We start from the raw sequence: 14,453 nt of genomic DNA on the forward strand, positions 1-14,453 counted from the left end.
TTATTCTATATTGATTATACATTAAGAGCATCTCCTTAAACTTTTATATTTATTATAGAAAAGTACTTACACAGTAAAATTATTTATTCCTCAAAACTTTTATAAACTATTAAACTTTGTCTCAAATCAATGTCTTTCTCATTTAATAACTTCTATTCCTCTCATGTATGGACGCAATACTTCTGGGATTATAACTGAACCGTCTTCTTGTTGGTAGTTCTCTAAAATAGCCGCTACTGTACGACCTATAGCTAATCCAGAACCATTTAATGTGTGTACCAATTCTGGTTTTGCACCTTGTGTACGACGGAAACGTATACTTGCACGGCGCGCCTGGAAATCTTCACAGTTTGAGCAAGAAGAAATTTCACGATATACGCCATAGCTTGGTAACCAAACTTCAATGTCATATGTTTTTGCAGCAGGAAATGCCATGTCAGCTGTACATAATACAATCACTCGATAAGGTAATTGTAATAATTGCAATACCCTTTCTGCATGTACTGTTAATTTTTCTAACTCATCGTATGAATCTTCAGGCTTTGTATATTTAACCATTTCAACTTTACTAAATTGGTGCTGACGAATTAACCCTCTCGTATCACGTCCTGCACTACCGGCTTCAGAACGGAAGCATGGAGTATGTGCTGTAAAATTAATAGGTAAATCTTCACCATTTAAAATTTCATCACGATAATAGTTTGCTAACGGTACTTCAGCTGTTGGAATTAAAGAGTAATCTGTGTCATCTAATGTAAATACATCTTCTTTAAATTTTGGGAATTGTCCTGTTCCTAATAAACTATCGCTATTTACGATAAATGGGGGAATTACTTCTGTATACCCATGTTCTTCAACATGTAAATCTAACATAAAGTTAGCTACCGCTCGCTCCAAACGTGCTCCCAATCCATTATAATAGACGAAGCGGCTTCCCGTTACTTTTGCTGCACGCTCAAAATCTAGTAACCCTAATTTTTCAGCAACTTCCCAATGTGGTTTTGCTTCAAATGAAAATTCATTTAGTTCTCCCCACTTGCGTATTTCGACATTATCATCTTCTGATGCTCCAACAGGCACTGTCTCATTAGGTATATTTGGTAACGCTAGCAAGATTGTATGTAACTCTTCTTCTATATAGCGTAACTCATCATCTAACGTTTTGATATTGTCTCCTACTTCACGCATTTCACTAATAAGTTCATCAGCATCTTGTTTTTCACACTTTAAATTCGCAATACGTTCAGATACTTCATTACGTTTACTTTTTAACTCCTCTACTCCTACTAACAGTTCACGACGCTTTTGATCTAATTCTTCAAATTTATTTAATTCCAGAAACTCTCCACCACGATTAATCAATTTTTTCTTTACTTCTTCCAAATTTGTACGTAATACTTTTACATCTAACATGTTTTATCTCCCCCTTAATTAAGTAACTACTCTTTCTAAAATTAGGTCTTTAACTAGATAAAATACAAAAAACTCCCGTCCCTATAAAAGGGACGAGAGTTAACCCGCGTTGCCACCCTAGTTGAAAACGTAAAAAGATACGCTCTCCACTTAAATTATTAACGGCTTTTAACCGGAAACGATTACTAACTTTACATTAAAGTGTTCCACATTTCGCTCAAGGACGGATTCACAAGTTCCTTCTATCGGTTTACACCACCCACCGACTCTCTATAAGAAAAAATACTTGTTACTATTTCCTTTCATCGCTTTCAAGCAATATATATTTTAATTATCATCACTTTACAATAATTCTGTATATTTATCAAGGAGTATTTTTGAAAATAAAATATATTCATAATTCATTTACAGGCTTATAATTTAGTTAAAAAACCAATAAAAATCAATTAAATCTTTATTCTCAAGACATAATTTATATGCATCTCTTTGTTGCCTATATGTGAGAGGATAATAAAAGTATTTCATTATGTACCCAAAAATAAAACAACTACCTATCAAATTTATAGATAGGTAGTTATTAAAATTAGTTAAATAAAATATCGTACTGTTTTATAAACAAAAAAGTATGGTAATTTACTTCAGCTTTTTTGAATGAAAAGTATTTTGTTAATTAGAACGTACTTGCTACTTTAGCAGCTTTGTATAGGCCTTCTGCAATAATATCTTCTGCTTGATCTGGGAATTGATTGTGGCCTTCAATCACTACTTTCTCCATATCTTTTACACCGAAGAAATTCATCATACTTACTACATATTTAACAGCCATTTCCATTCCCGCTTTGGGACCTTTAGAATATACACCGCCGCTTGCATGTAATAATGCAATTTTCTTATTTTCAATTAGACCTTTTGGACCTTCTGGCGTATATTTAAATGTTTTGCCCGCGCGGTTTAAGTAATCTATATATGTGTGTAGTACAGCCGGAATTGTTAAATTCCATAAAGGAAAACCGAATACAACTTTATCAGCTGCAAGGAATTGATCTAAATATTTATCAGCACCAGCAACTGCTTTTGCTTCTTCTGCTGTTAAATCAAATCCTCTACTAGCCTTAAAAGTGCCATTAATCATATCTACTCCTACATAAGGCAGTTCTTCCTTATATAAATCAAGCTCTATCACTGTATCATTCGGAAAAGATTCTTTGTAGCTTGCTAAAAAAGCATAATATAATTTCACGCTAACTGCTTGATCTACTGGACGATTGTTTGCTTTTACAAATAAAACGGTTGTCATTCTTAGTCTCTCCTGTTATTCAATCTTATGTGTTATATATTTATTTACTAAAAAGGGCATTATATTATTTTTATAATATCTTCTTAAAACTGTACTCCATATCTCCACCTAGAGCCTCAGCTGTATCACCAGTTTCTCTGAAGTCATGTGTATGAATTCGTTCAAATGGACCAAAATCTGTTTGTTTATAAAATTCATAGCAAGGGAATCCATCATGTTTACCTTCAATATACAAAGTTCCACTTTTGTTAACATGTATAGTTAATAAATAGTCAGCCGCAGGTGCTGCTGTATCTAAAGGGTTGCTGGCACTTGCCCTCATTTCAAAAGAGACTTCATCAGTGCCCCATGCAATATTCGTACATACAATGTTTTTTGTATCTGTTTTCCCCTTTTCATGCTCAATAGAACCATCTAAATTTGTAATTTTCACAGTTGTAATACAAGCATCTGCAAATGTAAAAATTTCTTTTTTATGAAAATCAATAATCACTTCTTGCTCTAATCGTGATCGCATTGTGTTTACCGCGTGTAGTGTAAATTCACGTGCATCACCAGTATATTCTAAGATTCTTCCTGTTACAGAATCCTTAATAGGCTCTAACCAAGCATACGGAGCAAATACACTTCCTCTAATTTTAACGATATTAGCCATGAGAAACCTCCATAATATATTTATTTTTTTGCGATAAATCTTATCTCTTTTGCACTCCTAAAATAGTCAACTGAGTTGACTATGACCCCTATAGTACAATAGAGCTTAAATGAAGTCAACTTAGTTGACTTCATTTAAGATGCTTTATTTAGAAATCATCAAATACTAAGTAAACTGGATCATACATCACTTTTCCCACTATTTATTCTTACCATTTTCTTTTTAGTATGATTGATAACAAGCCACAAAAGGGTTGGTACATAAAGTAATAACGTTACTAATAGTAACCATTGAAATTCATTTACCAAAAACTTTTTTATAGTATTTATATGTTTTAAATAATGAGTTACTTTAGACAAATCATATTTCTTTCATACAAAAAACATAGCTAACTTGATTGATTATGTTGCTTGTATTACAATTAAAGTCAACTTAATTGACTTTAATTGAGGAGGTTTTATGTATGAATCATCAAGGATTGAGTGAATTAGATCTTACTTCACTTTTGTCATTATCCTTTAGTACATCAATTAATGAACTACATAACAGATTGAGTGAATTGGGATTTGGAGATATTAGACCTATACACGGTTTTATGTTTAAATATATCACTCCTAATGGAGCAACAGGTATAGAACTAGCTGACTATTTAGGAATTACAAAGCAAGCTGTAAGTAAAATGGTTGATTATCTTGAGAAAAGTGGTTATGTAACGCGTAAAGCTCATCCAACTGATAAGAGAGGAAAAATTATCGTTTTGACTGAAAGAGGTTGGTTAGTAGTGCGAGCAAAAGAGAAGATACTAGCTGAGATTGAGCAACGCTGGATTGAAAAAATAGGTGCTAAACGAATGCAAATGCTTAAGGAAGATTTAACAAAATTTGTTTATGAAGAAAATGAAGGTAAATTATTATCGAAGGTAAGGCCTGTCTGGTAAATATAGCGTTCCCTTACTTATGTCTACTTCTTCTAAGTTCTTACTGTTTTTCGATAACCAGTACAACCGCTGATTTTATGAAGTGATTCTTTCTGTTAAATAGGCTTCTACTTACAAAAGAACCGCAGGATAATCCTGAATGTTTAGTACTTTACTCCAAACAACATAGGATACTACATAATTAACTAAACTTCATTTTTTTCTAAAAGCACATATGTAAATGTGCTTTTTTATTTGGATGAATTATATATGCAACATTTTTGTGTGCAATGTCCTTTCTATAATTACACTTTCTATATAAGCTTAAATTTCATCGCCTAATTCCTCAATTGTCCATTTCACCTTGTTTGACATACACATTTACTATTAGTAATACGTATTTTTTAGAGGTGAAATATGATGAATGAGTTTTTATCTTCTGCTGCACTAAATCCTAGTTTAATCGGTCCTACTTTACCACCTATTCCACCATTCACACTACCGACTGGCCCTACTGGTATAACTGGACCAACGGGTACTACTGGTCTGACTGGAGCTACTGGCTTCACTGGACCAACGGGGGCTACCGGCCTGACTGGAGCTACTGGCTTCACTGGACCAACGGGGGCTACCGGTCCGACTGGTCCGACTGGTCCGACTGGCTTCACTGGACCGACTGGGGCTACCGGTCCGACTGGTCCGACTGGCTTCACTGGACCGACTGGGGCTACCGGTCCGACTGGGGTATCATCTGACACAATTTTTGTTGCAAATCGAAACTCAAATAATGTCTCTGTCATTAATACCAACACTAACTCTGTTATTACTACTATTCCTGTTGAGATAGCTCCTGTGGGAGTAGCTGTAAATTCTAATACAAATCGAGTTTATGTAGCCAATCAAGGCAGTAATACTGTGTCTGTCATTAATACTACTACGAATTCTGTTATTGCTAACATTCCTGTTGGATTAAATCCTACAGAGGTTGCATTAAATTTCAATACGAATCTTGTTTATGTAACCAATCCAATTAGTAATAATGTGTCTGTCATTAATGGCAATACGAATTCTGTCATTACTACCATTCCTGTCGGCTCTACACCTATAGGAATTACAGTGAATCCCAATACGAACCTTGTTTATGTTGTTAATACGAACAGTAATAATGTATCCGTTATTGATTCGAATACTAACCTTGTTGTTGCTACCATCCCTGTTGGATTAAACCCTGCAGAAATTGCATTAAACCCCAAAACAAATCTTGTTTATGTAACTAATCAAAGTAATAATACTGTGTCTGTCATTGATCCAAATACGAATTCTGTTATTGCTACCATTCCTGTCGGCTCAGCTCCTTATGGTGTTGTGGTGAATTCTAATTCCAATCTTATTTATGTTGTTAACAATACTAGTAACAATGTGTCCGTAATTGATGCTAATACGAATTCTGTTATTACTACCATTCCTGTCGGTTCAGATCCTGTAGAAGTTACAGTAAACCCCAAAACAAATCTTATTTATGTGACTAACACTGGCAGTAATACTGTGTCTGTCATTGATCCGGATACTAACTCTGTTATTGATACTATTCCTGTTGATTCCTATCCTTTTGGGATTGACGTCCTAATTAAATAAAGGTATTTATAGATGAAAATAAGAGGGCACTTGAAGATAGTAAACAAATAAAAAATAAGCTGATTTAATCAGCTTATTTTTTCAAAGTGTTGGGAAACCCTTTAGGAAAGAGAATCCTTTCGGTCAATTTATTAAATTCGTTATCACTGTTTTAATAACCATTCTTCAATTACTTTCACTGTTTCATCTCGTTGTGCTTTTGAAGTAATTAAACTCGCATTATCACCCTTTTGCTCACCATACATGCCAAAATTAGCATGGTTTCCGCCTTTTATCATGTGCATAGTTGTATTCTTTGACATAAACTTTTTATTGTTCTCTATTTTTTCTACAGTTGCTAAAGCATCTACTTCTCCGTAAATAGATAACATCGGAATCGATTTAGTAGAAAAATCATCTGCAGGATACGAACCTAAGAAAATGATCCCGTCTACCTTGTCTTCATGTTGAAAGGCATACTTAGAAATCATGGCTCCCCCCATTGAATGCCCCGCAACATACCATTTTTGAACTTCAGGATACTGTTCCATTACACTGTCTACCACATTTATTCCAAGTATCGCTAAGTTTAATGGTAACTTAGGCATTACTACAAAATACCCATCTTTCGCAAGTGCTTCTCCTAAGTAACTATAAGCCTCAGCTTCTACTTTAGCTCCTTGATAAAAAATAATCCCTATTTTAGCCTCTTTCTCTCCAAAGACGATATGATCTTCATCTTTTTTATCATCTACTAACGACAAAGCCTCTTTCGTTGGTTTATAAGTAAACTGAGACCAAGTCAAAAACGTAATACTTCCTATAATTAAAATAGCTAGTAAAGAGTACAGCGTAATTTTTATCCATTTCTTCACAAAGATGACCTCCCTAAGATGTATACATTTTATACTTTAATTATTATTAATAGGATTGTCGAATAATCTTAACTAATAAGTTTAGAAAAAATAATACAAGCCCTCAAATGCCGTTTTAAAATAAGTTCAATCTATTCATCCTAAAACGCGGGATTCATACACGAAGTAAAAGTTTATAAAGAAAAAGCCGATTTCTTTATCGTATAGGAAATCGACTTTTTGCTTAATTATTGATTTAGTAATAAAAACACCTTTTTAAAATAACTATGTTTATACTATAGACGTTGATCTTTCTGGAAGTTTAGACGAAAATGATCCTCATCTTTATATACCCCAAATTCATACCCTTGCTCTTTATAAAATTTAATAATTTCAGGAAGAGCTTGTAATGTTTGCGCCTTTTCATGCATTAAAACAACTTCTACTTCTTCTGTTGTCTGTTTCTTTACATTTTCGATAATCTGAGTTGGATTATCTTTTAATTTCCAATCATTTGAGTCTATTGTCCAATCCCAAACTTTTATTGCTGCTTCTACAATTTGATTACGAATTTCCTCACCCTTTAATCCTGGTGCAGATCCATATGGCGGACGGACTAGTTTAGGAGTTGTACCCGTAATATTATGGATAAGAGCTAACGTTTCTTTCATCTCCGGTACAAATTGTCCCTTTTTGTATAGCTTATCACTATTATGTGTCATACTATGTGCACCAATATAATGTCCTTCTTTTACTGCTCGTTTTACGTTTTCCTGAAAACCTGTATTTTGTAAATTACTACCTTGCATAAAAAATGTTGAAGCAACATTTTGCTCTTTTAGTACATCCAAAAATTTCCCAGTTAATTCGCTAGGACCATCATCAAATGTTAAATACACAACTTTTCCTACTGGCTTTCCATCAGGTCTTTTCTGTTTTGCCGGTGGTGTTTCCTTTTTCTTTTCTTGTTGTTGCGTATTAACTTGTTTACTACTTTCATTAGCTACTCCCTTCGCTGGGATAGAGTTCCATTCCCCTATTAAAAAGAATGTGAAAAAGGTCGTTGCTAAAACAACTCCTAGAGATATTATTACCTTAGTTAATCGACTTGTTTTTTTCTTACTTTGTGATTCTTTCATTATTTTTCGATCCTTTCCCTATTCATTATTTATAAAGTTGAATCTTTCAGTTTCAACCGGTGTTTACAATAAATAGATTAATAGAGATGGATAAAGATAAAATGCAGATAATGTCGAAATCAGTTAAAGAATAGCGTATTGCATCTACTCTTTAGAAAAATATTTGTTTCTAATTTGAAAACTGGATATACACCCAAAATAAAAAAATACTACTCTTCCTAATTAAGATTTAGAAAGAATAGTATTTTTCTACTTGCCTATTTTATTACATAATAAAATAATTAATAATGCCATCCACAATACCTTTTTGCGATTTTGCTTGGAATTCTTCTGAATTCATTCTTTTTTCATCACTCGCATTAGATGTAAACCCTAATTCTATTAGGATAGCCGGAGAAGGATTTTCTCGTAAGACAAGAAAATCACTTCCATGAATGCCTCTATCACGGCTGTCTATATTTTGATCAAAAATAGCTTCTTGTACGCTCTTAGCTAATTTTTTATCTTTCCTTTTATTAGATCCATAATGAGTTGTTATTCCCTTTACATCGGTATCCTCAAAAGCATCATGGTGAATGCTAATATAAAGATCCGCCGTATGGTCTTTCGCTACTTTAACACGCGCTTGCAATTCTTCCTTTTGTTTTGTTTCTGGAAGTAAACTCGCATCTTTTTCACGTGTCAGTATAACTTTTGCATCCGTTCTTTCTTCTAATTCTTTCTTTATATTTTGTGCTACTTTTAAATTAAGCTCTTTTTCAATCGTTCCAAATTTCTTTCCTTTCGTCCCTCTATCTCCTCCACCGTGCCCTGGATCAATTACAATTGTTTTTCCTCTTAATCGTAAATCCTCTGTTGATATATTTTTGTACCCCTTAGCATGTATGAAACTAACGCCTGTACCCATTATTAATATAATAAACAAAAGCAATATCGCTCTTTTTTTCATTTTAACAATCTCCTTATCAACTTTTCATTCTGTTTCTAATGAAAATAGTAATGAATGCTGATAAAGATAAAATGCAGATAATGTCGATTTCGTTTAAAAATGATAAAAACGTGTAGAACGGAAATTCTACACGTTTTTATTTAAATAGAAGAAAAATAATACTCCATCTTCTGTATTCAAAACACCATATTCCGCGCCATGCAGCTCTAATATATTTTTTGAAATAGCAAGGCCCAATCCTGTTCCACCTTTGGAGCGTTGACGAGACGTATCCCCTCTATAAAAACGATCCCATATTTTCTCTAAATGTTCGGGTGCAATATGAGCCCCTTTATTTTCTACACATACTTTTACACGTTCATTCTCTTCTATTGTAGAAATAATAATATTCTCCTGTTCTGGTGTGTAACGAATCGCATTCGTAATAAAGTTCGTTATAACTTGTTCTATGCGATGCTGGTTTGCAACAACTTCAATTTTAGAAAGTTGTTTATGAACATGTAATTGCTTAGCTGATATATCCGAGGTTAATTGCTCACATATGTAATCGATCATCTCATCAATATGGAAAACATCCCTTTCCATTTTATATGTACCAGATTCGAATTTCGCTAACTCGAGCATATCAATAATGAGCATATCCATTTTATCTACTTCTTTTGACATTGCTTTAAAGTAATACTCCTTTTTATTACTAGCAACCCCATCCTCCAAAATTGAAATACAGCTCTTCATAATACTTAAAGGCGTTTTTAACTCATGTGAAACACCAGCGATAAATTCTTTACGTGTATTTTCTAATTGCTTTTCTTTTTCTATATCTTGCTGCAATTGATGAATATACGAATGCAAAGCTTTAGAAAGTGTATTAATATTTTGTGATAAATCACCTATTTCATCCTTTGTCGTAATAGGTATCATCTCAGAGAAATCTAAACCCGCGATTTTTTTTGTAGTATCATTTATTTGTAATAATGGCTTGGCGATTTTTTTTGAGTAATAGAACGATATCAAAACAATTAAAATCAATACAAAGATAATTAAATATACATAATAATCCTTTATCATTTGTACCGCTTCATCCACTGGTTGCAATGATGTCATAGCAAATATATAGTTTATCTTACCCTCTGCGTCTTTTGTCGGCTTGATTAATAGTTTATATTTAATATCATTTTCTTCGTAATCCCTTATTTCTATAGAAGTAACATCATTAAATTTTTGATCCAATAATAAATCAACCTGAAATTGTTTTATTCTATCTATAAGCACACGATTTCCATATATAAAATTCGTTCCTACAGTCCCCTCTGGTAATTGCACGTTTTGAATGATTCCTGCTAAATATAATTGTGAAAATTCTTTTGAAGATACAGCTTTTGGTCCATACAATCTTTCTGACAGTTGCTTGTTCTCTAGCCCAACATTCTTCTCTTTTATTGTTAACATCGCAGGGACTACTATATCCCCCTTCTGTACTCCATCGATAATAATATGACTCCCTGTTTCTAAACTATATTTCATCCTTTGTATATCTTCTAAATTGATAAAACTATACAACGGTATGTGAATGGAACGTTCAGAAAAACTCTTATTTTCGTTAAGGTCTAATTGAATTTCTATAGAAAAATCATTTGCATATTTTATATTACCTGCACGATCTAACGTTGTAATCCATGTCGCATTCTCTTGATAGAAATTTTGTTCCAATTCTTGAATTGCTGTCGCATCATCTCCAGCTTTTACATATGCTTTTTCAAAGGATTGAATATTTGTTTTAATATCATTCACTTTTCGATTTGCATAGTATTGCTTAAAAAATATAGTTTGTCCAATAAAAATAGTTACTAAAATAAGTGTGCATAATGCTGTTGTTAATATAAATAATTTTAATACAATTCCTTTTTTCATACTTGTCCCTCAAATTTATAACCAGCTCGTACAACAGTTACAATACAAGCTGCTTTTTGTCCTAATTTATGACACAAATTACGAATATGACTATTAACAGTGCGATCATCCTCATCCACCCGAGCCGTTAGCATAATAATAGTTACATTAGATTTCTTCCGAATTCGCCGACAGACTTTCCAGCCATCTAATTCTGGTAACATAATATCTAAAATAATTAAATGCACCTCATGCTCTTCAAATATAGATAACGCTTCTTTCCCATCAATCGCCTCTAAGACGTTATATCCTTCGTTTAATAAGTAATCCTTCATAATTTCACGTAAAATATCTTCAGCTTCTACAATTAATATTGTTCTTTGCATCTTTTATCTTCTCCACGATTTATTTTATTATTAGGAAGAAATAGTTCATTTTATATGTTAACCAATTAGAAATCTTTCACTATTTCCGTCACTACTACATACGACATAGTTATATCAAGATAATAGCATGACGGTATAAAGATAAAATGCAGAGATAGCCTTACTATTGAAATGCTATTATAATTTTGTAATTGGAATGAATTTGAATCACAGAAGAAATACTATTATTTGGAGGTATCACGATGAGCCTTTTAATTAGAGAGTTAGAAACAAATGATTTAGACAATCTCCCAGAAATTGATGACAGTTTTATAGTGAATGCTCGGTTAATTCTTTCTCTTTCAAAAATAAATAGACGCATAGAATATACAGTAGAAGACGTTCCGAGTTATGAAAAAAGTTATTTACAAAATGATAATGAAGAACTGGCGTACAATGAATATATTAATAAGCCTAATCAAGTAATTTACATCGCACTGTTACATAACCAAATCATTGGATTCATAGTATTGAAAAAGAATTGGAATCACTATGCTTACATAGAAGATATAACGGTGGATAAAAAATATCGTACACTCGGAGTTGGTAAAAGATTAGTTGACCAAGCAAAGCAATGGGCAAAAGAAGGTAATATGCCAGGTATTATGCTTGAAACGCAAAATAATAATGTCGCAGCATGTAAATTTTATGAAAAATGTGGATTTGTAATTGGTGGGTTTGATTTTCTTGTTTATAAAGGTTTGGATATTGAAAATGATGAAGTTGCAATTTATTGGTATTTGCATTTCAAACAAGAATAGTTTATTACGTTAAAAAACTCAAAATAAAACCCCAATCTCTCCATATTAAAATTGAGAAATTGGGGTTAAGTTATTTAACAATATTTTTTATTTAAAACAAGTAACTGATTAATAACCCCGCTGATAATAAGAAGCCAAAAACCGTATTTGTCATCGCTGTTGATTTCATGGCGATGCGCATATATCCGGGATCCTTTTCTCCTTTTTGGAAACTTTGAATTGCAGAGATTGGCTTTCTCAAACCTAGGAACATAACTAATGCCCAAGGGCTTATATAACCCATCAATACAATCACCGCGATCCATAAATAAGCAATGAAAAAGGCTACAGCTAGTGTTACTACAGCTTTCTCTCTCCCAAGGAGGATTACTAATGTCTTTCTTCCACCTTTAATATCTTCTTCGATATCTCGGATGTTATTTGACATGTTGATTGCACCTACTAAAATTCCAATTGGAATGGAAATCAATACACTTTCAATCGTTATCGTATTCGTTTGAATAAAGAAAGCGATGAGTACAAAACATGTCCCCATTAACAATCCAGAAACTAATTCTCCAAATGGAGTGTATGCAATTGGTAATGGACCACCTGTATATAAATAGCCGACCGCCATCCCAATTAAACCAATAACGACTAACCACCAGCTGCTATTCATACAAATATAAACTCCAATAATTGCTGCTACTACATACAATAAAAGCGCAACTGTTAACACATTTTTTGGTTTCAATCCATGACGGACAATTCCACCACCAATGCCAACAGAATCAGCGGTATCTAATCCGCGTTTGAAATCATAGTACTCATTAAATAAGTTCGTTGCGATTTGCAATGCTAAACATGCACTCATCATCGCAATAAATAAAAGCCAATGAATTTCTGTAACATAAAGTGATGCCACTGTTCCTAAAATTACAGGAGAAAACGTCGCCGTTAACGTATGCGGGCGCGTCATCTTCCATATTAATTTAGCGGAACTAATTTCTTTTTCATTCCCCATAATCCTGTTCAAGCTCCCTACATTTAAGTATAAATTACTAGCAGTATCTTTCTATCTATTTTCTGCCACGCATCTATTATAGCAAAAAAAGAATTGGCGATAGAACTTTAATGCTTTTGCTTGCACGATAACTTTGCATCAAAAGATCGTTTTTTCTAATATGGGGTACAGCCGCATGCCTATCAACTTAAGAAAACAGATTCACCCCAAAACGAAAAAATGAGCTTAATTCTCATATATAACTGTCGAGAGATAAAATTTTTGTTTTGGTGGTGCTTCAAAATATTAGCTTGATGGCGATGGGACTGCCCTCCTAATACTTTATTTTAATAATGACTCTTTTCATGAAATAAAACTCCGTTATCAGTCTAAACCATTTTTTATATCTAACAATAGCAAGTGTACATTTTTACCTTTCAGATAGTCTCTTTTATTCTAATTTCTTCATTTCTTTCAGCCGTTCTATATCCTTTTCTGAAGCCTTTTCTATTTTATACAATTCATAACTACCCTTTGTCTCATTTATCACTACAAATTCAATTTCATTCCGAATATAGCTTTTAGTTTTTCCTTTTTTATAACCAATAACATTATCTAATATAGTTTCCCCACTATCTTTTTTATATAAATTATAGCTAACAGGTGGACGACCAATTACATACTTATTATCAGAAAACCCGACTATATCATCTCTTCCTAATCCTGTCGAAACACTCCAGACAAAAATAATCTGAAATATAGAATAAACAACAATATCGCATAAGAAAACAAATAGGATTGCTTTAAAAAATAACTTTAAAAATATTCTGCCCAAAAACATTCCCTCCCATTTCACCTCGGGATCGCAAGAACAAAACGTGAGTTTTGTACGCTAAGAAACCGAATTTTTATATTGTTGAAATCAATGCCATAAGAAAAAGGGTTACCGCAGTAACCCTTTTTCTTATAATACACGTCATTTAGGTAAGCTATGGATGAATAGTTACAAGTAAAAACGGTCCATTTGATAGAACGGTGCTGCAGCTACATCTTGCATCAAGGGGGCACTATGTCAAAAAATTATACGTTTAGACACAAAATTGACACATTTTGATTAGTTCCCTGTACGTTAAGAGATTAGGTTGTATATTTGAGGAGATGTACGAGACAAGTGTGAATTTAGGTAATCTAATATTTCCCATTCAAATATGATAGAATAGAAGTATATCCAAAACGGAGGAATAACAAATGAACTCAAACACAAAACAGTTTATTTATGATATCCAGCAACGAAAGAATAATTATATAGAAAATGCTTTAATAGCAATACAACACCCTAAAAAAGAGCAATCTGAACAGGTCATTCAAAATATAGTAGAGAAGTTGGATATGATGATTAGTCTAGTTACTACGTACATGAGGATTGAATCTGGATCTACGAAAGAATTAAAAGAACTTCAGAAAGAAATTATCCATGCTCAAGCATATATCCAAAAACGAAAATTTGAAGAAACACAGAGATAAAACCCTGTGTTTTTATTTGATGCTCTATGACGCT

General features: G+C 33.0%; 14 protein-coding genes and 1 other annotated feature. Of the genes, 4 read left to right on the forward strand and 10 right to left on the reverse strand.

The window, feature by feature from the left end:
- Nucleotides 1–138 precede the first annotated feature (138 nt).
- From serS to QCI41_RS05715, 3 genes are all read right to left on the reverse strand, one after another.
- Nucleotides 139–1,413: a serine--tRNA ligase gene (gene serS, locus QCI41_RS05705; protein WP_353838015.1), complete on the reverse strand. Its 1,275-nt coding sequence runs from the start codon at nucleotides 1,411–1,413 to the stop codon at nucleotides 139–141.
- Nucleotides 1,414–1,498: 85 nt separating this feature from the next.
- Nucleotides 1,499–1,728: a binding site (T-box leader), on the reverse strand.
- A gap of 355 nt (nucleotides 1,729–2,083) precedes the next feature.
- Entirely contained in the window at nucleotides 2,084–2,710 is a 627-nt protein-coding gene (locus tag QCI41_RS05710) for an FMN-dependent NADH-azoreductase (RefSeq protein ID WP_353838014.1), read from the reverse strand.
- Between the two features lie 70 nt (nucleotides 2,711–2,780).
- Nucleotides 2,781–3,365 carry a DUF3238 domain-containing protein gene (locus tag QCI41_RS05715; protein ID WP_353838013.1) on the reverse strand — a complete coding sequence of 195 codons (585 nt, stop codon included), beginning with the start codon at nucleotides 3,363–3,365 and terminating at the stop codon, nucleotides 2,781–2,783.
- A 463-nt stretch (nucleotides 3,366–3,828) separates the two neighbouring features.
- On the opposite strand from QCI41_RS05715, the gene QCI41_RS05720 reads away from it, so the two are divergent.
- Nucleotides 3,829–4,302: a MarR family winged helix-turn-helix transcriptional regulator gene (locus QCI41_RS05720; protein WP_353838012.1), complete on the forward strand. Its 474-nt coding sequence runs from the start codon at nucleotides 3,829–3,831 to the stop codon at nucleotides 4,300–4,302.
- Nucleotides 4,303–4,701: 399 nt separating this feature from the next.
- Nucleotides 4,702–5,916 carry an exosporium leader peptide-containing protein gene (locus QCI41_RS05725; RefSeq protein ID WP_353838010.1) on the forward strand — a complete coding sequence of 405 codons (1,215 nt, stop codon included), beginning with the start codon at nucleotides 4,702–4,704 and terminating at the stop codon, nucleotides 5,914–5,916.
- 143 nt (nucleotides 5,917–6,059) lie between these two features.
- On the opposite strand, the gene QCI41_RS05730 is transcribed toward QCI41_RS05725, so the two are convergent.
- From QCI41_RS05730 to QCI41_RS05750, 5 genes are all read right to left on the reverse strand, one after another.
- Nucleotides 6,060–6,770, reverse strand: a complete 711-nt coding sequence (locus QCI41_RS05730; protein WP_353838009.1) for an alpha/beta hydrolase — start codon at nucleotides 6,768–6,770, stop codon at nucleotides 6,060–6,062.
- 275 nt (nucleotides 6,771–7,045) lie between these two features.
- Nucleotides 7,046–7,888, reverse strand: a complete 843-nt coding sequence (locus QCI41_RS05735; RefSeq protein ID WP_353838008.1) for a polysaccharide deacetylase family protein — start codon at nucleotides 7,886–7,888, stop codon at nucleotides 7,046–7,048.
- A 265-nt stretch (nucleotides 7,889–8,153) separates the two neighbouring features.
- On the reverse strand, nucleotides 8,154–8,837 hold the full coding sequence (locus QCI41_RS05740; RefSeq protein ID WP_353838006.1) for an N-acetylmuramoyl-L-alanine amidase family protein: 684 nt from the start codon (nucleotides 8,835–8,837) through the stop codon (nucleotides 8,154–8,156).
- A 126-nt stretch (nucleotides 8,838–8,963) separates the two neighbouring features.
- Entirely contained in the window at nucleotides 8,964–10,748 is a 1,785-nt protein-coding gene (locus tag QCI41_RS05745; RefSeq protein WP_353838004.1) for a sensor histidine kinase, read from the reverse strand.
- A complete protein-coding gene (locus tag QCI41_RS05750) occupies nucleotides 10,745–11,113 on the reverse strand; it encodes a response regulator (protein WP_353838003.1) in 369 nt (122 codons plus the stop codon). The genes QCI41_RS05745 and QCI41_RS05750 overlap by 4 nt, the downstream gene beginning before the upstream one ends.
- A 242-nt stretch (nucleotides 11,114–11,355) precedes the next feature.
- Here QCI41_RS05750 and satA point away from each other — a divergent pair, with 242 nt between their 5' ends.
- The gene (gene satA, locus QCI41_RS05755; RefSeq protein WP_353838002.1) at nucleotides 11,356–11,913 is read left to right on the forward strand and encodes a streptothricin N-acetyltransferase SatA; all 558 of its coding nucleotides are present in this window, start codon (nucleotides 11,356–11,358) and stop codon (nucleotides 11,911–11,913) included.
- Between the two features lie 91 nt (nucleotides 11,914–12,004).
- Here the strand turns inward: satA and menA are convergent, their stop codons facing one another.
- Together menA and QCI41_RS05765 are read right to left on the reverse strand one after the other, a co-directional pair.
- The gene (gene menA, locus QCI41_RS05760; RefSeq protein WP_353838001.1) at nucleotides 12,005–12,916 is read right to left on the reverse strand and encodes a 1,4-dihydroxy-2-naphthoate polyprenyltransferase; all 912 of its coding nucleotides are present in this window, start codon (nucleotides 12,914–12,916) and stop codon (nucleotides 12,005–12,007) included.
- Between the two features lie 430 nt (nucleotides 12,917–13,346).
- Complete coding sequence (locus QCI41_RS05765) at nucleotides 13,347–13,730, reverse strand: hypothetical protein (protein WP_353838000.1); 384 nt, start codon at nucleotides 13,728–13,730, stop codon at nucleotides 13,347–13,349.
- A 413-nt stretch (nucleotides 13,731–14,143) separates the two neighbouring features.
- On the opposite strand from QCI41_RS05765, the gene QCI41_RS05770 reads away from it, so the two are divergent.
- Complete coding sequence (locus QCI41_RS05770; RefSeq protein ID WP_098056206.1) at nucleotides 14,144–14,419, forward strand: hypothetical protein; 276 nt, start codon at nucleotides 14,144–14,146, stop codon at nucleotides 14,417–14,419.
- The last annotated feature ends 34 nt before the right edge of the window (nucleotides 14,420–14,453 follow it).

Origin of the sequence: Bacillus cereus group sp. MG4 (genome assembly GCF_040460055.1) — a bacterium.
GTDB classification, from domain to species: domain Bacteria; phylum Bacillota; class Bacilli; order Bacillales; family Bacillaceae_G; genus Bacillus_A; species Bacillus_A wiedmannii.